23 protein-coding genes are annotated in these 24,406 nt (G+C 65.8%); 8 read left to right on the forward strand and 15 right to left on the reverse strand.

Annotated features, from left to right (window positions below; genetic code table 11):
- The first annotated feature begins 91 nt into the window (after positions 1 to 91).
- Positions 92 to 1,627, forward strand: a complete 1,536-nt coding sequence (locus tag IB225_RS02700) for a TerC family protein (protein ID WP_192309531.1) — start codon at positions 92 to 94, stop codon at positions 1,625 to 1,627.
- A gap of 80 nt (positions 1,628 to 1,707) precedes the next feature.
- On the opposite strand, the gene IB225_RS02705 is transcribed toward IB225_RS02700, so the two are convergent.
- Complete coding sequence (locus IB225_RS02705) at positions 1,708 to 2,631, reverse strand: LysR family transcriptional regulator (protein WP_192309533.1); 924 nt, start codon at positions 2,629 to 2,631, stop codon at positions 1,708 to 1,710.
- 138 nt (positions 2,632 to 2,769) lie between these two features.
- On the opposite strand from IB225_RS02705, the gene IB225_RS02710 reads away from it, so the two are divergent.
- Positions 2,770 to 3,162 carry a RidA family protein gene (locus tag IB225_RS02710; protein ID WP_192309535.1) on the forward strand — a complete coding sequence of 131 codons (393 nt, stop codon included), beginning with the start codon at positions 2,770 to 2,772 and terminating at the stop codon, positions 3,160 to 3,162.
- Between the two features lie 127 nt (positions 3,163 to 3,289).
- Here the strand turns inward: IB225_RS02710 and IB225_RS02715 are convergent, their stop codons facing one another.
- The 9 genes from IB225_RS02715 to IB225_RS02755 all read right to left on the reverse strand — a co-directional run bounded on the left by IB225_RS02715 (position 3,290) and on the right by IB225_RS02755 (position 12,355).
- On the reverse strand, positions 3,290 to 3,619 hold the full coding sequence (locus tag IB225_RS02715; protein ID WP_192309537.1) for a helix-turn-helix transcriptional regulator: 330 nt from the start codon (positions 3,617 to 3,619) through the stop codon (positions 3,290 to 3,292).
- Positions 3,620 to 3,834: 215 nt separating this feature from the next.
- Entirely contained in the window at positions 3,835 to 4,278 is a 444-nt protein-coding gene (locus tag IB225_RS02720; RefSeq protein WP_192309539.1) for a RidA family protein, read from the reverse strand.
- 76 nt (positions 4,279 to 4,354) lie between these two features.
- The gene (locus tag IB225_RS02725; protein ID WP_192309541.1) at positions 4,355 to 5,695 is read right to left on the reverse strand and encodes an alginate export family protein; all 1,341 of its coding nucleotides are present in this window, start codon (positions 5,693 to 5,695) and stop codon (positions 4,355 to 4,357) included.
- An 82-nt stretch (positions 5,696 to 5,777) separates the two neighbouring features.
- Positions 5,778 to 7,433, reverse strand: coding sequence for an MFS transporter (locus IB225_RS02730; protein WP_192309543.1), 1,656 nt, complete (start codon positions 7,431 to 7,433; stop codon positions 5,778 to 5,780).
- A 43-nt stretch (positions 7,434 to 7,476) separates the two neighbouring features.
- On the reverse strand, positions 7,477 to 9,336 hold the full coding sequence (locus tag IB225_RS02735) for an amidohydrolase (protein WP_192310830.1): 1,860 nt from the start codon (positions 9,334 to 9,336) through the stop codon (positions 7,477 to 7,479).
- A gap of 110 nt (positions 9,337 to 9,446) precedes the next feature.
- Positions 9,447 to 9,896, reverse strand: coding sequence for a DoxX family protein (locus IB225_RS02740; RefSeq protein WP_192309544.1), 450 nt, complete (start codon positions 9,894 to 9,896; stop codon positions 9,447 to 9,449).
- Between the two features lie 124 nt (positions 9,897 to 10,020).
- A complete protein-coding gene (locus tag IB225_RS02745; RefSeq protein ID WP_192309546.1) occupies positions 10,021 to 10,677 on the reverse strand; it encodes a hydrolase in 657 nt (218 codons plus the stop codon).
- A gap of 124 nt (positions 10,678 to 10,801) precedes the next feature.
- Positions 10,802 to 11,263 (reverse strand): Rid family hydrolase, encoded by a 462-nt coding sequence (locus IB225_RS02750; protein ID WP_225583222.1) that lies wholly within the window; start codon positions 11,261 to 11,263, stop codon positions 10,802 to 10,804.
- A 186-nt stretch (positions 11,264 to 11,449) separates the two neighbouring features.
- A complete protein-coding gene (locus IB225_RS02755; RefSeq protein ID WP_225583224.1) occupies positions 11,450 to 12,355 on the reverse strand; it encodes a pirin family protein in 906 nt (301 codons plus the stop codon).
- Positions 12,356 to 12,645: 290 nt separating this feature from the next.
- On the opposite strand from IB225_RS02755, the gene IB225_RS02760 reads away from it, so the two are divergent.
- The 3 genes from IB225_RS02760 (at position 12,646) to IB225_RS02770 (ending at position 16,946) form a co-directional block, all read left to right on the forward strand.
- Positions 12,646 to 13,539, forward strand: coding sequence for a LysR family transcriptional regulator (locus tag IB225_RS02760; RefSeq protein WP_192309549.1), 894 nt, complete (start codon positions 12,646 to 12,648; stop codon positions 13,537 to 13,539).
- Positions 13,540 to 13,850: 311 nt separating this feature from the next.
- Positions 13,851 to 15,506: an acetolactate synthase large subunit gene (locus IB225_RS02765; protein ID WP_192309551.1), complete on the forward strand. Its 1,656-nt coding sequence runs from the start codon at positions 13,851 to 13,853 to the stop codon at positions 15,504 to 15,506.
- A gap of 57 nt (positions 15,507 to 15,563) precedes the next feature.
- Entirely contained in the window at positions 15,564 to 16,946 is a 1,383-nt protein-coding gene (locus IB225_RS02770) for an aldehyde dehydrogenase family protein (RefSeq protein WP_192309553.1), read from the forward strand.
- A gap of 83 nt (positions 16,947 to 17,029) precedes the next feature.
- Here IB225_RS02770 and IB225_RS02775 read toward each other — a convergent pair whose 3' ends face one another.
- Positions 17,030 to 17,371 (reverse strand): AraC family transcriptional regulator, encoded by a 342-nt coding sequence (locus tag IB225_RS02775; protein WP_192309554.1) that lies wholly within the window; start codon positions 17,369 to 17,371, stop codon positions 17,030 to 17,032.
- A gap of 279 nt (positions 17,372 to 17,650) precedes the next feature.
- Between IB225_RS02775 and IB225_RS02780 the strand changes: the two genes are divergently transcribed.
- Positions 17,651 to 18,631, forward strand: a complete 981-nt coding sequence (locus tag IB225_RS02780; RefSeq protein WP_225583225.1) for a LysR substrate-binding domain-containing protein — start codon at positions 17,651 to 17,653, stop codon at positions 18,629 to 18,631.
- Between the two features lie 15 nt (positions 18,632 to 18,646).
- Here IB225_RS02780 and IB225_RS02785 read toward each other — a convergent pair whose 3' ends face one another.
- Positions 18,647 to 19,387 (reverse strand): SDR family oxidoreductase, encoded by a 741-nt coding sequence (locus IB225_RS02785; RefSeq protein WP_192309556.1) that lies wholly within the window; start codon positions 19,385 to 19,387, stop codon positions 18,647 to 18,649.
- Positions 19,388 to 19,938: 551 nt separating this feature from the next.
- On the opposite strand from IB225_RS02785, the gene IB225_RS02790 reads away from it, so the two are divergent.
- Complete coding sequence (locus IB225_RS02790) at positions 19,939 to 21,732, forward strand: amidohydrolase (RefSeq protein WP_192309558.1); 1,794 nt, start codon at positions 19,939 to 19,941, stop codon at positions 21,730 to 21,732.
- Positions 21,733 to 21,785: 53 nt separating this feature from the next.
- Here IB225_RS02790 and IB225_RS02795 read toward each other — a convergent pair whose 3' ends face one another.
- A complete protein-coding gene (locus IB225_RS02795; protein WP_192309566.1) occupies positions 21,786 to 22,382 on the reverse strand; it encodes an ABATE domain-containing protein in 597 nt (198 codons plus the stop codon).
- A 127-nt stretch (positions 22,383 to 22,509) separates the two neighbouring features.
- Between IB225_RS02795 and IB225_RS02800 the strand changes: the two genes are divergently transcribed.
- A complete protein-coding gene (locus tag IB225_RS02800) occupies positions 22,510 to 23,445 on the forward strand; it encodes an alpha/beta hydrolase (protein ID WP_192309568.1) in 936 nt (311 codons plus the stop codon).
- Positions 23,446 to 23,531: 86 nt separating this feature from the next.
- Here IB225_RS02800 and IB225_RS02805 read toward each other — a convergent pair whose 3' ends face one another.
- Positions 23,532 to 23,903, reverse strand: coding sequence for a YciI family protein (locus IB225_RS02805; protein WP_192309570.1), 372 nt, complete (start codon positions 23,901 to 23,903; stop codon positions 23,532 to 23,534).
- Between the two features lie 138 nt (positions 23,904 to 24,041).
- A complete protein-coding gene (locus IB225_RS02810; protein ID WP_192271587.1) occupies positions 24,042 to 24,395 on the reverse strand; it encodes a PilZ domain-containing protein in 354 nt (117 codons plus the stop codon).
- Between the last annotated feature and the right edge of the window lie 11 nt (positions 24,396 to 24,406).

The following is a 24,406-nucleotide window of genomic DNA, read 5'->3' on the forward strand; positions in this document are numbered from 1 at the left end:
TGAACGTAAGATTCAGTTAATCGCGCGGTAGAGAAAAGCGCATTGCGCGACGCGTGCGATGATCCAAGTCCCTTGGCTTCCACTTACCTGCATGGAATGGTTATCCGACCCGACGATCTGGATGGGTCTGGCAACACTGGTGGTGCTCGAGATCATCCTCGGCATCGACAACCTCGTCTTCATCGCCATCCTGGCGGACAAGCTTCCTCCGCATCAGCGCGACAAAGCGCGCCTGATCGGCCTGAGCCTGGCGCTGCTCATGCGGCTGGGCCTGCTGGCGACACTTTCCTGGATCATGCGGCTGACGACGCCGCTGTTCTCCGTCTTCGAACACGCCTTCTCCGGACGCGACCTCATCCTGCTGGTCGGCGGCCTGTTCCTGTTGTTCAAGGCCACCATGGAGCTGCACGAACGCCTTGAAGGCCGTGCGCACGAGGCCGGCGGCAACAAGGTGTACGCCAGCTTCGGGCTGGTGGTCACGCAGATCGTCATCCTTGACGCCGTGTTCTCGCTCGACTCGGTGATCACCGCGGTCGGCATGGTCGACGAACTCGGCGTAATGTTCGCGGCCGTGATCATCGCCATGGTCGTGATGATGCTGGCCAGCAAGCCGCTCACCAGCTTCGTCAACCGGCATCCCACGGTGGTGGTGCTGTGCCTGGGCTTCCTGCTGATGATCGGCTTCAGCCTCGTGGCCGAAGGCCTGGGCTTCAAGATCCCGAAGGGTTATCTGTACGCGGCCATCGTGTTCTCGATCCTGATCGAAGGCTTCAACCAGTGGTCGCGCTTCAATCGCGAGAAGCACGCCCAGCGCCTGCCCTTCCGCCAGCGCACCGCCAATGCGGTACTCACGCTGCTCGGCTCGCGCCCGTCGACCGATGCCGCCAACGAACCGTCCGGCCAGGAAGCGCGTGAAGAACCCGGCCTGGAAGCCGTCGAGCACGACATGATCCGCAGCGTGCTGACGCTGGCGGACCGCTCGGTGGCCAGCGTGATGACCGTGCGCACCGACATCCAGTGGATCGACACCCGGAAGGGCCCCGAGCACGCCGCGCAGTTGCTGATGCAGTCGCCGCATACGCGCCTGCTGGTCGGCGATGGCGAACTCGACAACCTGCAGGGCGTGGTGCAGAGCCGCGACCTGCTGGCGGGCCTGCTGTCCGGCAAGCCGCTGGTGCTGGCCGACCATCTGCGCGAGCCGCTGACGCTGCCCGAAGGCACGACGGCGCTGCGGGCGCTGGAGCGCATCAAGCAGCACGCCATCCCGCTGGCGGTGGTCGTGGACGAGTACGGCAGCGTCGAGGGTATCGTTACCGCGAACGACCTGCTTGCCGCGATTGCCGGCGACCTGGCGGATACGCGCGATGCCGACTACGGCGCAGAGCAGGCCGACGGCGGCTGGATCGTCGATGCGTCCATGTCGATGGAAGACGTGGAGCGCGCCACCGGCATCGCGCTGGAGCGAAATCCCGCGTACGTCAGCCTGTCGGGCCTGTTCCTGCACGCACTGGAGCGGCTGCCTGCCGTTGGCGACAGCGTGCGCTCGGGCGATTGGCGCATCGACGTGCTGACGCTGGAGCGTCGTCGCGTCGGCAAGGCACGCATCACGGCCGTGGACGAAGAGTGATCCCGGCACGGTCTGCGCGCAGCGTCGACCGTTCCTGATGCATCCCCGCCCCGCGCCTTCGATGGCCGGGGCCGAGGAACCTAGCGCGGTGGCTGGATGGCCGGCGCGTGCTGCGCCATCAGCTCCACGACCCAGTCGATGAGCACGCGCAGCTTGCGGCTGACGTGCCGGCTGGGCGGGAACGCCAGGTACATCGGCATCGGGTCGAGCTGCCAGTCTTCGAAGAGCGTCACCAGTTCGCCACGCGCCAACGGTCCGCGCGCCATGTACTGCGGCAGCCACAGCACGCCCAGCCCCGCGAGGCCGGCGGCGAGATAGGCATTGCCATCATCCACCGACAGCACGTGGCGCCCTTGCACGCGCAGTTCCTCGTCACCGCGATGCATCGGCGTCATCAGCGCACTGCCGGTGCGCGAACTACGGTAGCCGACGATGCGGTGCCCGGCATCCTCCATCGCCGACGGATGCGCCGGCACTCCGGCGCGCGCCAGATACGCGGGCGCGGCGTACACGCCTAGCGGCAGATCGGCGAGATGTCGTGCACGCAGCGACGCATCGGTGAGCTCGCCGCCGCGGATGACGCAGTCCACGTTCTCGTCGATCAGGTCGATCTTGCGGTCGCTGGCGCCGAGGTCGAGCTGGATATCGGGGTAGCGCGCATGGAAGTCCGGCAGCGCCGGTACCAGCACCAGGCTGGCCAGCGGTGCGGGCACGTCCACGCGCAGCCGGCCACGCGGCGAGGCGGACGCCGACGACAGGCTGGTTTCCGCGTCGTCGATATCCGCGAGCAGACGGACCACGCGTTCGTAGTACGCCGCGCCATCGGCGGTGACGTTGACCTTGCGCGTGGTGCGATGGAGCAGCTTCACGCGCAGGTGCGTCTCGAGCTGCTGCACCAGCTGCGTGACCCGCGTCCGGCTGGCCTGCAGCGTGTCGGCGGCCTTGGTGAAGCTGCCGGTCTCGACCACGCGGACGAAAGCCTGCATCGCGTCAATACGGTCCATGCGGGCTCCAGGGATGGATGGGATTGTTTGGATTCTACAAACAGTGATCCCGCGATCGCGACGTATATCCGGGCGGAGGGCGTCTCTAGAGTGATCGCCATCCACCCCAGGGCCGTTGGCCCCATCAGGAGATTTCCCATGACCATCCGAGACGTCGTCTTTCCCGAGGGCCGCCGGGCCCTGTACGACAAGCATCGCTATTCGCCCGCCATCCGTTCCGGCGGCTTCCTGTTCGTGTCCGGCCAAGTGGGCGCCCGTGAAGACGGATCGCCCGAACCCGACTTCGAGACCCAGGTGCGCCTGGCCTTCACCCGTCTCGAGGCGACCTTGCGCGCCGCCGGTTGTGGTCTGGACGACATCGTCGACCTGACCAGCTTCCACACCGATCCCGAGCACCAGTTCGAGACCGTGCTGAAGGTCAAGGACGAGGTGTTCCCGACCACGCCCTACCCGAACTGGACCGCGCTCGGCGTCACCTGGCTGGCGGGCTTCGACTTCGAGATCAAGGTGACCGCGCGAATTCCCGAGTGACAGTGGAGGAGCGCTTCATCCGTCAGCCAGAGGCGGACATCCGGGCAGGGTGTCCGCTTGACGCCATGAGCGGATTTCACGGTGTGGCCACCACTCGATAGCCGGCGATGCGCCAATGTCGGCGCGTCTACGGCCTGACGTCGCAAGAACCCTTCACGGTGGCGAGATACTGATGGGGACTTACGCCGGTCGCCGCACGGAATGCGCGCGAAAAATGGCTGTGGTCGAAGTAGCCCAGGTCCGTCGCCATCGTCGCCAACGGAACCCTCCCCGTCCGCAACAGACGCTTCGCTTCCAGCACGCGTCGCCAGCGCACGTACTGCATGGGGCTCATCCCGGTCTGCGAGCGGAAGGTACGCGCGAAGTGGAATCGGCTGACATGCGATGCCTCGGCGATGTCCTTCAGCGATATGGGCTCGCGGAACCGGAACTCGATGTAGACGAGCGCCGAGGTCACCGACCTGGCTTTCGAGCATCCACGCTGGAATGGAGCAGGCCCATGGGGCATCGACGGAGTGCCGCCAATGCCCTCCTGCATCCGAAACAGATTCCTCGGATTGGATCGTAGAGGCATGTCCACTTGCGTTACTTTCCGTCGTTCAACGAGGCAGCCGGTTCGCAGCCGCTTGATGGACGACTGCGATCCCAGACAGCTGGTGCTCAACACCGACGTCAAGGGCGGATTTCCGCACGGAACGCGATCTCGATCAGCTGATCCGGGCGCGCCAGCGAGGAGACGCCGATCAGGTTGCTCGCCAGCGGAGGAACTTCCTGTCCGTACACGGCCGGACGAACCTTTCCGCTTGCCGCGAATGCCGAGGGAATGTCCAGCACGAACAGCGTTTCTTCGACCACGTCGTCCAGGCTCGCCCCCAGTTCTCCGAGTATGAACTTCGCGTTTTCGTAGGTCTGCCGCATCTGCGCCTCCATCGTCGAGAAGTCTGCCGGCTTGCCGTTCTCGTCCAGTGTTGCAGGTGCGACGAACTCGCCCTGCGGGGTATGCGACAGCTGGCCGGACACATAGATCGTGTTGTCGATCCGGACGGCCTGCACGTAGCGGTAGGCGTTTTCCCACGGTACGCCGAAGCTCGCGGTGCGGCGGATGGTCTTGCTCATGGATGTTTCCTCCTCATCAGGTTGGGGACTGTTGATCGCTCAGCAGAATCGGGAACTGGCGACGGGTTGGCACGCTTCAGAACTGGTGCTGGATCGTCATCTCGACATGTCTTAGCGGCGCGTGTGCGCCCGTCTCGCGCAGGAATGATCCCGGCCGGAAATACGCGAGCGTCATTGCGGCGTCCCATCCCGGCGTCAGGACCCAGTCAGCGCTGAGCGAGGCGATCGTCGCCACATGGCGGGCATTGCTGTCACCTGGTGCGCGTATCAACCGGCCATTGGGTGCGTAAACCCCGTCCTGCGTGCGGTGGCGCCAGAAAAAGTCGACCCGGCCACTCAGTTCCATCCGCGGTGTGGGTTGCAGGCGGAGCACCGGCTGGAGATTGAAGAAATTTCGCGGCCCCAGCGTCGCCTCGTCGCCGAAGTAGTTGCCGCGGGGATACATCGGGTTGAAGGTCTGGAGCCGACCGTCGTCCGGGTCACGGTCGCCACTGGCGATGGATGCCAGTAGCGCGACCTGCGGTTGCCAGACGGTGGCCTCGAACGTGTAGCCCGTGTCGGTGGCGACCGACCACGCGCGAATGTCGGCGTTGCCGTAGCGGCCGCCCTGGGCCATGAATTCCCAGTTCCACGCCCACGCACCCCGATCCTCGAAACGCCTGGCACCAAAGGTCCAGCGACGCTCGTGCGCTGCAGCGTTCAGATAGCGGGCGCGCGCATCCTCGTAGTGCAGCAGGTAGACGTCCCAGCCGCGGCCAGCGCCGTAAACGCCATGGAGATGCTGGCTGTCGAGGCGAGCATCATCGAAGGTTCCCGGCCGATGCTCTCTGGGCACGCCGGCGATGACATCCACGCGCCAGTCGCCGTAATGCGCATAGGCACGTGCCATCTCGAAACTTCGCCGCACATTGGGCCCTTCCCGCACGTCGATCAGTCGGCCGGATCCGAACCGCAGTTCCTGGATGCCGACGCGCACACCGCGGGTCCCGGTCGCCGTGTTGGCGCGCCACTCGCCGAACAGGTTCGTCGGATCAAGGCGATTGGCATCGACCGGGGAGGGTCCGTCGGCCCGTCCATGTGCCAGCGACATGCCCAGCTGTGCGAAGCCACGCCAGTGCGCGCCCCATGCCAGGTCCGCGAAGATGGAGTAGCGCTGGAGCACCACCCCCGCGCGATCCTGCGGGGCATCGCCGAACGCCGGGTTGTCGATGTACTCGTAGCGCCAGCGCAGGCCGCCCCCGATGCTCACGGTCGCATCCTCGCCTAGCGGGCGATGCTTCCAGCAGGCCATCGGCCGACGCTCCGTACAGTTGTGGCGCTGGGTGGCGAAGTTGTCCTCGTAGCGCAGCAATTCGAACTGCGCCGCCGAAGATTCCACCGCCATCAGCAGCAGGACTGGAGACAGGACAGCGCGCATGATCAATCCGCTCGACGATCCTGGAGCGCGCGACGCGTACCCTGCCCGTTCCGTGCGGTATCCATCGTGCATCGCAGGACGGTCACACCATCTCCTTGCCGCCGGACATGTTCGACGTCTTCAACGGCGCGCCCGGGTTACCGCCTACGAAATGACGGACATGGGGTCGGACAGTCGGGTCCGAGAGGAGCGCGAGGATCTGCTCCTGCAGCACCCGCTCGCCTTCGGTGACCCGCTCGTGCTGTCGCAGGTGCTCCAGCCACGAGCCGTCCAGGAAATACTCGAGGTACGTGCCCGGCACTTCCGTATCCTCGGCGACACCCCACTGCACCGCGCCGTCGCGACGACGGCTGCGCCCCAGCGCCTGCATCAAAGCGAGGAATTCCTCGCGGTGATCCAGCGCGATCCTGTATTCGATCGTGATCAGCACGGGTCCGCGATCGCCCGCGACATCGTCCACAAGCACCGGTTGCGGCCAGTGACCGGACGGGGTGACGTTCACGCGCGCGGCTTCGCCCAGGCGATACCGCACACCGAACAGTGCGGCGACCACGGTGCCTGCGGCGGCGATCAGCAGGGCGGTGGTGGTGCTGGTCTGCTGCGCCAGCGTGCCCCAGCCCAGGCTGCCGATGGCCATGCCGCCCGAGAACACGACGATGTACAGCGACAACGCACGCGCCCTCACCCATGCCGGCACCGAGGTCTGGGCGGCGATCTGCAACGACGAGAGCACCGTGATCCACGCGAAGCCGTTGACCAGCGACACCACGAACAGCACCTGGACGTTGCGCAGCAAGGCCAGTGCCAGCATGCAACCGGCATAGACCAGCGTGGCGATCAGCACCATGCGGTCGGGATCGATGCGTGCGCGCAGTTTCGGCAGCAACAGCGCACCACTGATCGCACCGATGCCGATGCAGCCCAGCAGCAACCCGTAGGTGCCGGCACTGGCCTGCAGGTCGCGGTTCACGACGATGGGCAGCAACGCCGTCAACGCGCTGGCGAAGACGAAGAAGCTGGCGGCCTTCACCAGCACGGACTGCAGCACGGAGGCCTGCGTGGCGTAGCGCAGGCCCGCACGCAACGCGACACCGAACGATTCCGGCGGCAATGTCGTCGCGCTCGGCGTACGCCGCCAGGCGACCAGCACGATGGCCACGCCGAGGAAACTGAGCGCATTGATCGCGAAGGCCCACTGGATGCCGGCATTGGCCACGATCAGCCCGCCCAGCGCGGGGCCCACGGCACGCGCGATGTTCATGCTCAGCGATGACAGCGCCACCGCCTGGCTCAGCATCGACTTCGGCACCATCTCGGGCACCGTCGCCTGCTGTGCGGGCAAGGCCATCGCCCCACCGATGCCGAGCGCGAACGTCAGCGTGATCAGGGTCCATGGCCCCAGCATGTCGAGGTGCGCCAGCACGGCCAACGTACTGGCGACCAGCAGCATCCACAGCTGCGCCAGGATCAGGTACTTCCGGCGATCGACGATGTCCGCCAGCGTGCCGGCCAGCACCGCGAGCAGCACCACCGGCAGCGTGGTGGCCGACTGCACGGCGGCCACCATGAACGGCGAGCCGGTGGTCTCGGCCATCACCCACGCAGCACTGACGTCGTGGATCCAGGTACCGATGTTGCCCGCGAGGACCGCGAGCCAGAGATTGCGGAACGTGGGCTGGCTCAAAGGCGACCAAGCACCGAGTACGGGGGCGCCCGGTGGTGAAGAGGGTTGGTTCATCGCGGTTTCCTGAAGTGCATGAAGCGGACGTGGGGCGCGTGCATCAGAACGCGAAGCACGAACAGCCCAGCGCGCCCCAGAAGCTCTGGTAATCCTGGATCGGTGTCTTGTGGTGCGCCGCATGACCGTGCCGATGAACGCCGCATCCAGCACCCGCCACATGCGTGCGATCGTGCGCCGCGGTGAACACTGCCGTTGCCTGCTGCAACGTCGCGCCCTGGTAGCCGCCGAAGTGGCGCACCGGTGACCAGTCGGGCATCGGTGCGGGCAAGCTTGGCGCCAGCGACGCGAAGTTGCCCTCACCATGCACGACCTTGCCGCCGACGATGGTCAGCACGCTGGTGATGTCCTGGATCACTTCGTCCTGCACCGAGAAGAAGTCCGCCGACAGCAGCGTGATGTCGGCGAACTGGCCCGTCGCCAGCACGCCTTTCCGTGTCTGTTCGGTGGAGAACCAGGCGCTCCCGTGCGTCCACAGGCGCAGCGCCTGCTCACGCTCCAGGCGATTGTCCTCGCCGTACAGCTGAAGACCGCCGAGCGTGCGCCCGGTGCACAACCAGTACAGCGCCACCCACGGGTTGTAGCTCGCCACGCGCGTGGCGTCGGTACCGGCGCCCACCGGGACGCCCGCGTCCAGCATGCGCCGGACGGGCGGCGTCCGTGCCGCGGAATCCGCGCCGTAGCGCTCCACGAACGCCTCGCCCTGGTACGCCATCCGGTGCTGGATGGCGATGCCGCCGCCGAGCGCGCGCACGCGTTCGATGCTGCGCTCGGAAATGGTCTCCGCATGATCGATGATCCAGTGCAGCCCATCAAAGGGCATCTCGCGATCCACCTTCTCGTACACATCGAGGATGCGCGCGATGCTTTCCTCGTACGTCGCATGGATCCGGAACGGCCAGCGATGCTGGACCAGCAGCTTCACCACGCTCTCGAGATCGGGCTCCAGGTTCGGCGTCAGTTCGGGACGCGGCTCGCTGAACAGTTCGAAGTCGGCCGCGGAGAACACCAGCATTTCGCCGGCACCGTTGTGCCGCAGCATGTCGTCGCCTTCGCGCGGCGCGAGCATCTTCGTCCAGCGATCGAAGTCGGCCAACTCTTCTCCCTTCTTCTGGGTGAAAAGGTTGTAGGCGATGCGCACCGTCAGCTCATCGTCGGCGTGCAACTTCCGGATGACTTCGTAGTCGTCGGGATAGTTCTGGAAGCCGCCCCCGGCGTCGATCACTGACGTGATGCCAAGGCGATTCAGTTCCCGCATGAAATGCCGGGTGGAATTGACCTGGTACTCGATCGGCAGTTTCGGCCCCGCACCGAGCGTGGCGTAGAGGATCAGCGCGTTCGGCTTGGCCAACAGAAGACCGGTGGGATTGCCCGCCTTGTCGCGCTGGATCTCGCCGCCCGGCGGATTCGGCGTGTCCTTGTCGTAGCCGACCGCGCGCAATGCCGCGCGGTTGAGCAGTGCGCGATCGTAGAGGCGCATGATGAAGACCGGTGTATCCGGTGCGACCGCGTTGATCTCCTCGAGCGTCGGCAGCCGCTTCTCGGCGAACTGGTGTTCGGTGAAACCGCCGATCACCCGCACCCACTGCGGCGCCGGCGTGCGCGCGACCTGCGCACGCAGCATGGCCATCGCATCGGCCAGCGAGCGCACACCGTCCCAGCGCAGTTCCAGGTTGTAGTTCAGGCCACCGCGGATGAGGTGGGTATGGCTGTCGTTGAGGCCCGGGATCAGCCGGCGGCCACCGGCATCGATGACGCGCGTGTGGCTGCCCGCCTTGCCCATGATGGTCGCGTCGTCGCCGACCGCCACGATGACGCCGTTGGCGATCGCGAGTGCCGAGGCAGCCGGGCGCGCCGGATCGAGGGTGGTGATTCTGGCGTTGTGCAGGATCAGGTCCGCCATGGGGGGCTCCTTCGCATGAGTGAAACCGTGTCGGGTCAGGCCGGCGGCAGCGGCGCCCGCCGCCAGCGCGCCGATGAAGCGGCGTCGTGATCCATCGTGATCGGCGGATGTCATGGCATGTTCTCCAGAGGGATGATCCCGGCGGCATCCAGCGAGAGAGAACCCCCGCCCAGCAGCGCCAGCGACAGCAGGGTCACTGTCCATAGCAACGGGTACTCCATGCCTCCGTGCATCCAGAACCAGCCGTGTCTGCGGTTCAATGCCGCCGTAAAGGCCAGGAAGCCGGCCCCCGCCAGCGCGGCGTATGAAGTGAACAGGCCCACCACGACGAGCATGCCGGCGAACGTCTGCAGCGCCGCCAGGGTCGCCGGGATGGGCGCGCGCGCCGGCAGGTTGAAGGCGCGCAGTTCGCCGGCGAATCCTTTCAGGCCCGGCCCGTTGAACCAGCCGAACAACTTCCCCAACCCATGCGGCAGCAGGAATCCGCCCGCCACCAGGCGCAGCAACAGCAGGCCGACATCGGTGAGGGAATGCTCCGGTTGCAGGACGTGCAACGACATGCTCAGGCTCCGTGTAGGTACGCGCCGACGGAATCGACGCGGTGATGACGCGCGGCACGACGATGCCCGCGCGCTTCCGCACGGGTGCGGCGCCAAGACGCCGCACCCGCGTACATCACATCGTTCAGTGGCCGCCTTCGCTGGCGTTGAACATCTTCTTCGCGTAGGTGATGCCGATGCCGTACGCGCCACCGTTGACGCGTGCGATGCCGGTGGTCAGGTCGTAGGTCTCGCCACGTGCCCAGTCGCGCTGCAGTTCGAGCAGGTACTGCAGGCTGGTCACCGGACGGGCACCGACCTGGATCATCCGTTGCACCGAGCGCTCGTGCGCTTCGTCGCTGACGTCGCCGCAGGCATCGGTGATGACGTAGACCTCGAAGCCCTGTTCGATCGCCGACAGGACCGGCTGCACGATGCACACGCTGGTCCACAGGCCCGCGATGACCAGGCGTCCCTTGCCGATCTCGTTGACGCGCGCGGCGATGTTGGCGTCTTCCCAGGCATTCATGGTGGTGCGGTCGATCGTCGGCACACCCGGGAACGCGTCGGTGATCTCATCGAAGATGGGGCCGGAGAAGCTCTTCTCGGCCACCGTGGTCAGGATGGTCGACACCTTGAAACCCGCCGCGCTCTTGGCCACCAGTGCGGTGTTGTTGCGCAGGGTGGCGGTGTCCAGCGACTTCGTTGCGAACGCCATCTGCGGCTGGTGATCGATCAGGATCAGCGTGTGGTTGTCGGGGGTGAGCAGGCCCTTGGCGGGCGTCGGGGTGGCGGTAGGCATGGAGTCTCTCCTTCTGTGGTGGGTGATGGGTGCTTAGGCGGGAGGCGTTCTTCGCAGGCGGAGCGAAACGCTTGATCGCCGATCTGTCTTCGTTCTTTGCAGCAGCGCGATCGATGCGCGGAACTCAGGCGTCCTTCAACACGGCGCGGAACGTCACTTCGATCAGCTGGCCCGGTAGCGCCAGCTGGCTGACGCCGATGAGGTTGCTCGCGCACGCCGGCTGGTCGTTGCCGTAGAACTCGGCCCTGACTTTCTGCGCCACCGCGTACGACGCGCCGATGTCGAGCACGAACAGGTTTTCCTCGACGACGTCGTCGAAGGTGGCGCCGAAGCCGGCCAGCAGCGCCGCGGCATTGCGATAGCTCTGGCGCATCTGCGCTTCCATGCTGGAAAAATCGGTCGGACGGCCCTGCGCGTCCAGCGGGGCCGGTGCCACCAGATTGCCCTGCATGTCGTGGCTCAGCTGACCGGCCAGATACACCGTGTCCTTGACCTGCAGTGCCTGGGTATAGCCGTAGCCGGCCTGCCACGGCATGACCTTCTCGTGGTTGGCTATCTTCTTGTGGGGCGTGGTGGTGGTGCTCAAGATGCAGTCTCCAGATTCGTGGCGAAGGTGGTGGCAGCCTCGCAGGGAGGCCTTTCTGGTGGAGCGGACGCGGCATGACGCACGGCCCGGCGTCGCGCACAGGGCGACCGCCGTTGCCGGTCCGGCTCCGTCGTCTTGCAGCCGCGCGGTCACGTCATGCCGGGGCATGAGGCCGCGCTCATCGGTTCAAGGTGCGGTGCGAGGCGCGCTCGATGCGCCATGCACGGGCGGGCCGCCGTCTTCGGGCAACGGCGTGAACTCCTTGTCGTCCGCGTCCGGCAGCTTGATCCGTCCCGCCTTCCAGTCGGCGGCAGCCTCGACCAGCCGCTCCCGGGAAGACGACACGAAGTTCCAGTAGATGAAGCGTTCGCCGACGGGCTCGCCGCCGAGCACCATCAGCGCCGATCGTTCCAGGGCCGTCACGCGCGACGCGGTTTTGTCGAGTACGAGCATCCTGCCGGCGCCATGCACATCGCCTCCCATCTCGACGGTGCCGGATGCGATATAGAGCGCGCGCTCGGCGTATCCGCCCGGAATCTCCGCCGTCGCGCCGGACGCCATGTCCAGGTGCGCGTAGAACAGCGGCGAGTGCGTCGCGGTACGTGCCTTCAGACCGTAGGCCTCGCCGGCGATCAGCTGGCCATGCACGCCGCCCTCGCTCCATTCCGGAAGGTCGCTTCCCGCATGATGCGAGAAACTCGGCGCGGTCTCCTCGTACTCGGTGGGCAGCGCGACCCAGGCCTGGATGCCGTGCAAATGGTCGCCATGAATGCGTGCGTGCTCGAAGCGCTCGCTGTGCGTGATGCCCCTGCCGGCCGTCATCCAGTTGACTTCCCGAGGCCTGATCGGCATCTCGAAGCCGAGGCTGTCGCGATGCATCATCTGGCCGGAGAACAGATAGGTCACCGTCGACAGACCGATATGCGGATGGGGACGCACGTCGGCGCTACGATCGAGGCCAGGTGCCAGGTCCATGGGACCCATGTGATCGAAGAAGATGAACGGCCCGACCATGCGTTGCTTGGCGAACGGCAGTACGCGCCCGACTTCAAAGGAACCACCCAGATTGCGGCGGCGCTGTTCGATGACCATCTCAATCATGCGATCTCTCGAGTTTCATCTCGGCGATTCGGGACCGCCGGGATAGCGCATCTGAAAGAATCAGAGCGCAGCTGCGTTGGAACGTCATGGATTTCCTTGCTCTATCGCGCTATCCGCCAGCGAATCTGCCGCAGACAAAGCACGTCATCCGGGTAACGAAGCGTGACACCTCCCGCCCCTGCATTGAACCCACCGTCCCGGCCAAGCTGTGTTGCAGAACATGAAACACAGCAACGGTTACGTTTCATGTCAGGCTTCGCGATCACACAGGAATCGACACCATGGATATAGAAGAGCTTCGTACCTTCGTCGAGCTTGCCGATGCCGGCGGCGTGACCCATGCCGCGCAGAGGCTCGGCATCTCGAAGTCGCTCGTCAGCCGACGCCTGAGTCGCCTGGAGGCGGAGCTCGGCGTGCAGCTTGTCGCACGCAATTCGCGTGGCGGCTCGCTCACCGAAGCAGGCACGACCTTCCGCGACCACGCGGCGCGCGCGTGCGCGGAGATAGACGCCGCCAAGGATGCGATCCAGCCGGGGGGAGATCTGGTCGGGCGCCTGAGGATCGCGGTTCCGCTCTCGTTCGGGCCCACGCACTTCGCGCCGGTGCTGGCCAGCATGGCGCACACGCATCCCCGCCTTCATATCCATACCGTGTACAGCGATCGCTTCGTCGATCTCATCGCGGAAGGATTCGACTGCGCCATCCGGCTTGGCGACCTGCAGGACTCCAATCTGGTCGCGCGGCGCGTCGGCACCATCTATCGGGCGCTCGTCGCCAGTCCCGCCTACATCGAAGCCCATGGCTCACCGGAAACACCGGACGAACTGGCCGCGCACGAGGCGCTCATGCAAGGAACCGAGACCTGGCGTCTGACCGATGGCGACCAGATCCTCACAATCAACCCGCGGGGACGCTTCAAGGCCGACAACGGCGTTGCGCTCGTTGCCGCAGCGGTGGCGGGTGTCGGCATCGCATCGGTACCTGAAGGTCTTGTGCACGACCACCTTGTCTCTGGCGCCCTCGTCCCCGTAATGACCCGCTATCCCCCGCCGGAGACCGGCGTCTACGTCATCCGGCCGCCCGGCCTCCACCCGTCCCGCAAGGTACGGGCGCTCGCTGAAGAACTCATCGAGCACTTCAGGAATGTCCCGAACTTCCTGAGCGCCCTTCGCTGACATGCGTAGCGTCGACCGGCGCGAGCAGGGTCGCCCTGTTTTCGACGGCGATATACCTCCTCCACGCGACGCCTTGATGTATCGGGAATCAGGCGTGTGCGCAGATGGACGATGCTGACCGGGTGGGGCAATAACGGAGAATCCACGAGCAGCGAAACGATCCGTCCTTGAAGCCGATGGCTGCCCGGTCAGCGCAGACACGATTGCGCATTTCGCAGCGTGCACCGCGCACTTCGGCGTCGCTTGCTAGACTCGTCCCTGCACAACGTTCGTCCCGCTCCATCCGATTCACTGCCATGAGGATCCGGACCATGCGCAAGGGTTCCACCCTGTTGGTCGAAGCGCTCGAGAACGAGGGCGTAGACCGCATCTTCGGCGTACCGGGCGAGGAGAACCTCGATTTCCTGGAATCGCTGCGGACCTCCCGCATCGAACTGGTCCTGACGCGCCATGAACAGGCCGCCGCGTTCATGGCCGCCACGCACGGACGGCTCACGGGCCGGCCCGGCGTATGCCTCGCCACGCTGGGCCCCGGTGCACTGAACTTCTCGACCGGCGCGGCCTACGCCCATCTCGGGGCCTGGCCGATGATCCTCATCACCGGCCAGAAGGCCGTGATGAGCGCCCGGCAGGCGCGCTTCCAGATCGTCGATATCGTCGCGTCGATGAAGCCGCTGACGAAGATGACGCGCCAGATCGTCAGCGCGGCCGCCATTCCCGCGACGGTACGGGACGCGTTCCGTGTCGCGATGGAAGAGCGCCCGGGCCCGGTGCATCTCGAACTGCCGGAGGACATCGCCGCCGAGGAAGTCGAAAGCGCCGCGGTCGTTCCCGTGCATCCGATCGATCGCCCGATCGCACCTCCTGCCGCGATCGACAGGGCCGCGGCGATGTTCCTCGCTTCCAGGCGACCGCTGGTGATGATCGGCGCCGCCGGCAGCCGGCCCTGGCTGGCCGACGCGCTGTCGGCCTTCGTGGCGCGTACCCGGCTGCCCTTCTTCAACACGCAGATGGGCAAGGGCGCCGTCACTGGCGGCTCCAACCTCTACATGGGCACCGCAGCGCTGTCGGAGGGCGACTATGTCCACGAAGCGGTGGCCCGCGCGGACGTAATCATCGCCATCGGCCACGACACCGTCGAAAAGCCCCCGTTCCTGATGAAGAACGCCGGCGGCCCGAAGGTCATCCACATCGGCTTCCAGTCGGCCACGGTCGAACAGGTCTATCACCCGGACATCGAGGTGATCGGCGACATCGGCGCGTCCGTCGAAGCGCTCGCGACACGGCTCGAAGGCCGGCTCACGCCCGACGAGGGGATGATCGAGCTGCGCCAGAAGATCCTCGCCCGCCTCAACGACCGGGCCGAGGAAGACCGCTTTCCGGTCACGCCGCAGCGCCTGGTCCACGATGTGCGCGAGGTCATGCCGGACGACGGCATCGTCTGCCTCGACAATGGCATGTACAAGATCTGGTTCGCGCGCAACTACCGCACGCATGTGGCCAATACGCTGCTGCTCGACAACGCGCTCGCCACGATGGGCGCCGGCCTGCCGTCGGCGATGATGGCGGCGATGCTGTATCCGCAACGCCGCGTGATGGCGGTCTGCGGCGACGGCGGCTTCATGATGAATTCGCAAGAAATGGAGACGGCCGTGCGGCTGGGGTTGAACCTGGTCGTGGTCATCCTCAACGACAGTGCCTACGGCATGATCCGCTGGAAGCAGGCGGTCGACGGCTTCGAGGATTTCGGCATGCGCTTCGGCAATCCGGATTTCGTGCGCTACGCGCAGGCCTATGGCGCGAAGGGATCGCGGGTGACCGCCGTCGAAGAGCTCGTGCCGACGCTCGAAGCCGCCTTCGCCGGCGGTGGCGTGCATCTGGTCGACGTGCCCATCGACTATTCCGAGAACACACGCGTGCTGGTCGATGAATTGCGCAACCGGAAGCCCGGCCTGGAGTGCGCGTAACGGCGGCCTCGCGACATCGCCGATCTCCCTGGCATCCGGATTACAAGGACATCCCCCATGTTGAACGTCGTGCAGGCCTTCGATCGCGCATCGATCGCCGAATTGGAAACAGAAGACGCCGCGGCGCTGGAACGCAAGCTGCAGGCGGCCGACCGCGTCTTCAGGGACCGCGACGGCTGGCTCAAGCCGCATCAGCGCATCGCCATCCTGCGCAGGCTGGCCGCCTTGATGGAAGACCGGCGCGACCACCTCGCGCTGCAGATCGCGCGCGAAGGCGGCAAGCCGCTGCCTGACGCCATCGTCGAGACCACGCGTGCCATCGACGGCGTCCACAATGCCGCCGACGAACTGCGCAACTTCGCCGGCCGGGAAATCCCGATGGGATTGTCGGCAGCGGCGGAGAACCGCTGGGCCTTCACCACCAAGGAGCCCATCGGCATCGTGGCGGCGATCTCGGCGTTCAATCATCCGTTGAACCTGATCGTCCACCAGGTGGCGCCCGCCATCGCGGTCGGCTGTCCGGTCATCGTGAAGCCCGCGGGCACGACGCCGCTCTCCTGCCTCGAGTTCGTGGCGCTGGTCCATAAAGCCGGCCTGCCCGAACCCTGGTGCCAGAGCTTCCTTCCCGACGGCAACGAACTGGCCGAAAAGCTGGCGACCGACAAGCGCGTCGCGTTCCTGAGCTTCATCGGCTCGGCCCGGGTTGGCTGGTCGCTGCATGCCAAGCTCGCGCACGGCGCGCGCTCCGTGCTGGAGCATGGCGGCGCTGCGCCGGCCATCGTGGATCGCAGCGCCGATCTGGACAGGATCATCGAACCCATCGTGAAAGGCGGCTACTACCACGCCGGCCAGGTCTGCGTATCCACGCAACGCATCTACGTCCACAACGCCATCGCCGACGACTTCATGCACCGGCTTGTCGCGCGTGTCGAGCGGTTGCGGACCGGCGACCCCACGCTGAAGGACACCGAAGTGGGTCCGCTGATCCTGCCGCGCGAGGCCGACCGCGTCGCGGAATGGATCGACGAAGCGACCAAGCGCGGTGCCACGCTCGCCACCGGGGGCAGACGCCTTTCGGAGACGACGCTGCAACCGACGGTGCTGCTCGATCCCGGCACCGACGCGCGGGTCACCACGCAGGAGATCTTCGGTCCAGTAGTCGCGGTCTATCGCTATGACGATCTCGACGACGCCATCGCCCGTGCCAACGCCCTGCCGACGGCCTTCCAGGCCAGCATCTTCGCGCAGGACATCGACATCGCGCTGCGTGCGGCGAACCGCCTCGACGCCTCGGCCGTGATGATCAACGATCCCACCGCTTTCCGCACCGACTGGATGCCCTTCGCAGGTCGCCGCGAGTCCGGATACGGCACCGGCGGCATCCCTTACACCATGCGCGACATGACGCAGGAAAAGATGATCCTCATGCGCCGGAACTGAGCGCATCCGGGTGCAGAAGCCACCCCGCACCGCCATCCATGGACGTCCCTGTCCACGTCACCGCGCATGGCCACACGGACGGGCTAGCCCCCGCGCTCGCGGCGGGTCCGCTGCGCGGCGAGAAGATACTGGTGCGGCCCCATGCCGGTGAACGACCGGAATGACCGGGAGAAGTGGCTGTGGTCGAAGTACCCGAGATTCAGCGCGATCGTCGCCAGCGGATTGCGTCCGGCCCGGAGCATGCGTTTCGCCTCCAGCACGCGCCGCCAGCGGACATACTGCATCGGGCTCATCCCGATCTGTTCGCGGAATATCCTGGCGAAGTGGAATTTGCTGGCGCACGCGATCCTGGCGACATCGTCCAGCGTGACCGGCTCCCGGAAGTTCGACTCGATGTAGGTCATGGCGCGGATGACGGACCGCATCCTTACGTCCCGTCGCGCGGGCAAGCAACTGCCGGGATGATCGGATATGCGGCCATCCGGACGCACGGTATCGGCCCGGTCAGGCAAAGAAGACCGTACGTTCAACGCGCTTGCGTTCACTCTCTTCCCTCACACGGCTCATCACGACGATGAGCCACCGAGCATACGCACCGCAGTCGGTTTTCCCGCCTCCGGGTGCTTGGACGATCCGTCCAATGCATTGAACGCTTCCGGGGAAACGACGGAGCGCTCAACGACGCGGTACGCTCGCAGGTATCCTTGGTCAGGTTCCGCGCCCTGCAGTTCACCGTCTTCATCCGGCGCCCAGCCCATCTTCGCGAGCGGCCCATGCTTGATCTGAATGACTTCCTGTTCTTCGTGAACATCGTCGACAAGGGCGGATTCACGGCCGCGAGCCGCGCGCTCGAGATTCCGAAGTCGACGCTCAGTCATCGGATGATGAAACTCGAGGAGGATCTCGGCACGCGCCTGCTGCACCGGACCTCGCGACATGTCGGCGTGACCGAGGCGGGCCGGGATTTCTACAACCATGCCGTGTCGGTACTGCGCGAAGCGGAGATGGCGGAGATCGTGGTACGTCAGCGGCTGTCCGAACCCAGCGGCGTGGTGCGGGTCACGGCCGCGCTGTCGACGATGCAGTACGCGCTGTCGGACATCATCGCGGACTTCCTGCTGAAGTACCCCAAGGTCAACATCGTCGCGATCGCGACCGACGCTTCCATCGATATCGTCAGGGAGAACTTCGACGTGGCGATCCGCGGGCATTCGGATCCGCTCCCCGACTCGTCCCTGGTGCAGCGCCGCCTGATCACGCAGAACTTCCACCTGTATGCCGGCGTGTCGTATCTGGAGGCAAACGGCGAGCCCCGGACACCGGACGAACTGCTGGGCCACGCATCGCTGTTCATGGTGCGGGGAGATGCACCCCAGACCTGGCGCCTGCGCCACATCCGCGGCGAGGGCGAAGACGTGGTCGTTCCACTTGCACCGCGGCTGGTGAGCGACGACGTGTCGACCCTGCAGAAGGCGGCGGTGGATTGCCTGGGTATCGTCGCCCTGCCGCCCTATGTCTGCCGCGATGCCGTCACTTCCGGCAAGCTCCGCCGCATCCTGCCGGACTGGGCTGCGGGCTCCGGAACACTCACCGCGCTGGTGCCGCACCGGCAAGGCATGCTGCCGTCGGTGCGCGCCTTCCTCGATCACGTCGGCGCCGAACTTCCGAAGCTCGGCGCCTGGTAGCGATCGACGGCGGAATCAGGTCACCTGGCCGCCATCGACGTTGAGGATGGCGCCGGTGATGTGCCGCGCCGCGGGACTGGCGAAGAACGCCACCGCCGCCGCCACGTCAGTCGGCTCACCGAACCGGCCGAGCGGCGACAGCGCACGCTGGAAGTCCGCGAACTCGCCGTTAGCAGGATTCGACTCCGTGTTCGTCGATCCCGGCTGCACCAGATTCACGGTGATGTCGCGGGGACCCAGCTCGCGCGCGAGGCCGCGCGTGAAGGACTGCATCGCCGACTTGGTCATGTAGTAGACCGAACCTGGCTCGCCGACGATACGGTCGGCGCCCGCCGAGCCGATCGTGATGATGCGCCCGCCTGCCTGCAGGTGGGGAATGGCGGCCTGCGCAGCGAGGATCGGCCCGCGGACATTGATCCGCAGCATGGTATCGATCTCGTCGGCGCTGATGTCCGCGATCAGGTTGTAGAGCGCAACTGCAGCGTTGTTCACCAGGATGTCCAGGCCACCCAGTACGCCGACCGCTTCGGCGACCGAGCGCTTGATCGCGTCCGGGTCACCGCTGTCGGCCTGGAGGGCGACCGCCTTGCGGCCCTTCGCTTCGATCGCGCTGACGACATCGGCGGCGCGATCGGCCGATCCCGCATAGGTGATCGCCACATCCGCACCCTTCTCGGCCAGTGCCAGTGCGATGGCCGCACCGATGCCGCGTGATGCGCCAGTCACCAGCGCGCGCTTGCCTGCCAGTTCACTCATGTCCTTCTCCTTCTCATTGTGAGGAATGCGTTACCGGCATGACGACACTGCATCTGCCGGGTTCCGCTTGAGAGGCAAACTGGGTTACCCACGGCAGCTTCGCAAGCGTTCGCGCGTTGGACGCTCCGTCCAACGAATGGGACGGTCATCGCTGAACGGTGACGGATGAGGCGCGGAATGCAGATAAATCCAGTCGTACCAGGCGATCCACGCCATCCCGCACAGGCGATCGGATGCCTGTAGCGCCACGTTCCTGGTGGCGTCTCGCTGTGTCCGTTGACCAGGAACGCGTCCGTATTGCACCGCGCGGCAACGCTGCGAGGCCTGCGCATGACGTGCATGCGCAGTGAGGACGCAACGCGCTGCAAGAGCGTAGGCCGCAAGCGGGCCGCGTGGAAGCGCATCGACATTGGACGCATCGTCCAATCCTGTTGACACCGACGGCGCGTCTTCGACCCCTCTTCGCGACCTATGCTGGCGTTGCCGCATCCCTTGCGGAACTCCACGGCACCCGCGCAACCCGCAGCCCTTCTTCAGGTACGAGGATCGAGATGATCAGGACACTACTTGCTGCGCTGCTGGCGGCGCATGGCATCCAGAGCGCCCACGCACAGTCCACCCCGTCAGCGGCCGGCGCGGACCTGATCGTCTTCAACGCGAAGGTCTTCACTGGCAATCAGGCACAACCCGAGGCCTCTGCCGTGGCCGTCAAACAGGGACGTATCTACGCCGTCGGCACGGATGCCGACATCCTCGGCCTGAAGAACACCGGCACGCGCGTGATCGATGCAGGCAACCGCCGGCTGATCCCCGGCATCAGCGACGCCCACACCCACGTACTGAACGAAAGCCATTACACCTACACCCTGCGTTGGGACGGCGTGCCGACGCTGCGCCGTGCGCTCGACATGCTGGCCGAGCAGGCGAAGCGGACACCCAAGGGCCACTGGGTCAAGGTGATCGGAGGCTGGTCGCCCTACCAGTTCAAGGAGAACCGCTTTCCCACCATGGAGGAACTGCGGAAGGCCGTGCCCGACCACCCCATGGTGGTGCAGTACGCCTACAACCGCGCTTTCCTGAACCCGCAGGCGATGGCCGCGTTCGGCGTGGGCACCGATCGGTTCCCGACCCTGCCGGGCACCGAGTTCGAAAAGGACGCGCAAGGCAACTACACCGGCGTGGTGCACGGCTACACCTTCGTCTTCGTCACTCTGGAAACGATGGTGCCGCAGCCCAGCTTCGACGAGCAGGTGAGCGCGCTGACCCACACCATCCACGCGCTCAACCGCTTCGGCGTCACCTCGGCGATCGATGCCGGCAACCGCGGCTATCCCCTCGCCCAGCCCACCGTCGACGCACTCGCGCGCGACAACCGCCTGAACATCCGCCTGCCCTTCATGGACATGCAGTTCGGCGGCACCGAGATGGTCGATGCGCAGATCGACGCGATCACGCGCACCGCGCCCATCAGTCCCGGACAGAACCTGCACCCCACCCTCGCGCATGGCCACGCCTACCAGGGCGCCGGCGAGGTGCTGCGGATGGAGCTGCATGACCACGAGAACTTCGACCAACCGGCGATCATCATCGATCCGGACACGATGCGACGCCATGTCGAGCGGGACGTCGCCAAGCTGGTGCAGCGGCGGATCCCGTTCCGCATGCATATCAGTTACGACGAGAACATCACTCCGTTCCTCGATGCGATGGAAACGCTCAACGCGACGATGCCGCTCGACGGCCTGCGCTGGAGCATCGAGCACGCGGAGACGATCAGCCCGGCCAATATCGCGCGGGTCAAGGCGCTCGGCGGCGGCATTGCGCTGGATCCCAAGATGGCCCTGCACGGCGATGGTTTCATCAAGACGCATGGCCGCGAGAAGGCGCTGCAGACACCGCATCTGCGCCACCTCGTCGACAGCGGCGTTCCGCTGGCCATGAGCACCGACGCGTTCCGTGCCGCCACATTCAACCCGTGGGTCGCGATCAGCTGGATCGTCTCGGGAAAGTCGGTGTCGGGTTCGGAAGTATTGGCCAAGGACAACCGCCTCTCCCGCGCCGAGGCGCTGAACCTGTTCACCCGCGGCCCGGCGTGGTTCATGCACCAGGAGCACGCGATGGGCAGGATCGCGCCCGGCCACCTGGCGGACTTCGCGCTGCTGGACAGGGACTACTTCACCGTGCCCGAGCACCAGATCGCGTCGGTGGCCTCGGTGCTCACCGTGATGGATGGCCGCGTGGTGTTCGGCGCGGAAGACTTCAGCCCGCTTTCGCCGCGTCTGCCCCACATCCTCCCGGCCTGGTCGCCGATCAAGCACTACGGCGGCTATTACGGCGCCCAATGAATCAGCGCGCGTAGCGGCATCGCACCGCTACGCGTAACCCCGTCCAACGCGGCTCACTCCGCGCTGCTGCGCTTACGGAACTGCGCGGCCTTATGCCGGTTGCCGCACTGGGCCATGCTGCACCAGCGCCGCTTGTGCGACTTGGTGCGGTCGTAGAACCACAGGATGCAGTCGGGGTGTTCGCACTGCCGGACCAGGGCGAAGTCGCCTTCCGCCAGCAGGTGGGCCGCGGCTTCGGCGACCGGGCCGAGCATCGACACGGCCCCGTCGCCGCGTGCGACACGAGCCAGCGTTACCGCGCCCGTATCGTCCCGTTGAAGAAGCGGCGCGGTGACGTACGCCTGAAGGTAGGTATTAAGACCTTCGATACCGACCGGTTCGCCCGCCTTGCGCGCGGCGATCGCTTCCCGGACCGCGGTCCTCAGTTCGCGACCGCGCATCAGTAGATCCGCAGGCACCGGCCCGACGGGATCTGCCGGCAACACGCCCTGTCGCGCCAGCCATCGGCACACGTCTTCGGGCGTTGTCCAGTGATCGACGGTAAGGCCCTGGCTTCGCGCCTCCGTGTTGAGCAGGTCCAGCGCCAGGTGATCGCCCACCTGGGGGGCATCGGTAATGCCATTTGCTGCGCGCAGCTCCACAGCACCCATAAAAGTAACCTCTAAAATAACTATTGACAGGTTACCACGACAGGCGCAGTCTAGGTCAAAGTAACCTCTTAAACAATCTTATTGAGGTTATTTACGTTCAGCCTATCCACCATCACGAGAATCCGTCATGAGCCTCAAAAGCCTATTTCTGGCTGCCGCCACGCTAGGCACCGCCCTCTCTGCCACGGCGGCTGAGTCCGCCAGCCAGGTTCACTACCGCACCGCCGACATCCAGGGCGTCAGCGTCTTCTACCGGGAAGCGGGACCTGCGGATGCCCCGGCCGTCCTGCTCCTGCACGGCTTCGGCGCCTCCTCCCACATGTTCCGCGACCTGATTCCGGTGCTGGCGCAGCGCTACCGCGTCATTGCCCCCGACCTGCCGGGCTTCGGACAGACGACGGTCAACCCGGGCGTCGCGTTCGATTACACCTTCGACAACGTGGCCTCGGTCATCGACGCCTTTACGGTCGAGAAGGGCCTGGATAGTTACGCGCTCTACGTCTTCGACTACGGCGCACCCGTCGGATGGCGCCTGGCCGTGGCCAATCCCCGGAAGATCACCGCCATCGTCAGCCAGAACGGCAACGCCTATGAAGAAGGCCTCAGCGCCGGCTGGGCCGACATGCGCAAGGCGTGGGACGCACCGACCGCCGAGAACCGCGAAGCGCTGCGCCGCTTCAACACGCCGGACATGATCAAGTGGCAGTACACCGAGGGCGTCCGCGATACCTCGCTGATCGCACCCGAGGCCTACCAATTGGCGTCCGCCGCGATCGCACGTATCGGCGACGAACCGCAGATGGACCTGCTGCTCGACTACGGCAGCAACGTCCGGCAGTACCCTCAGCTGCATGCGTTCTTCCGCGCGTACCAGCCGCCGACCCTGGCGATCTGGGGCAAGAACGATCCGTTCTTCATTCCCGCCGGTGCCGAAGCCTACAAGCGCGACAACCCGAAGGCCGAAGTGCGTTTCCTCGACACGGGTCATTTCGCCATCGAGACGCACGGCGGCGAGATCGCGGCGAGCATGCTCGCGTTCCTCGACCGCAACATCGCGCGGTAAGTCGGTCCTCGGAGATCAGGGCCACGACGTCACGCCCTGCACGAAGCATGTGGGCGCCCGCAGGTTCATGGGCGCCCCTCATGCCTTCAGCGAGCGAGATAGAACTCCATGGGAATGAGTTCGACGGCCCATCCGCCCGCTTCACCCAGCGTGGCCGCCGGATGCATCGATGCAATCTCCAGGGCCTCTTCGTGGGTGTCCGCTTCGATGACAAACAGCCCACCCACCACTTCTTTCGATTCGGTGTAGGGCCCGTCACTGATCTGCGTCCTGCCGCTGCGGGGACGGAGCGTCCTCCAGCCTTCCAGGTCGCCCAGTGACGCGGATACGAGCACCTTGCCGGTGGCGCGCATCTTTTCGTCCAGGGCGGGGCACTGGCTTACCAGCGCCTCGATCTCGCCGGGGGCCATTGCGTTGAACGCGTCAGGGGTGAAGTAGGCAAGGCCGAGGTATTTCATGGGCGTTCCTTTGGGCAGGGATGTACTGGCGACGAAGCGGTAGACCGCAGATCGACCATTCCCCGCACGATGCCCGCTCCGCCCGGCGGGCCAGGCCAACGCAGCGCTTTCACGGCCCGACGCTAGGGCCGTGATCGCTCACATCGTGTGCGTCGGCTTCTCGCCGTTGAGGCTGCCGGCCAGCATCGTCTCGATGCGGTTCTTGATGGCCTCGCCCTCGCCGTTCTCGGCGAACTGCACGCCGATACCGGCCGCACGGTTGCCCTGCGCGCCGACGGGCGTCACCCACACCACCTTGCCGGCCACCGGCAGGCGGTCGCTTGATTCGGGCAGCGTGAGCAGCAGGAAGACCTCGTCGCCGAGGAAGTAGCGCTTCGGCGTGGGCACGAAGATGCCGCCGCCCTTCACGAACGGCATGTACGCGTTGTACAGCGCAGCCTTGTCCTTCACTGCCAGCGACAGGATGCCCTGCCGTCCACCTGCTGCATTCATCAGCGTCTCCG

Origin of the sequence: Pseudoxanthomonas sp. PXM02 (assembly GCF_014851805.1) — a bacterium.
In the GTDB taxonomy this organism is placed as follows: domain Bacteria; phylum Pseudomonadota; class Gammaproteobacteria; order Xanthomonadales; family Xanthomonadaceae; genus Pseudoxanthomonas_A.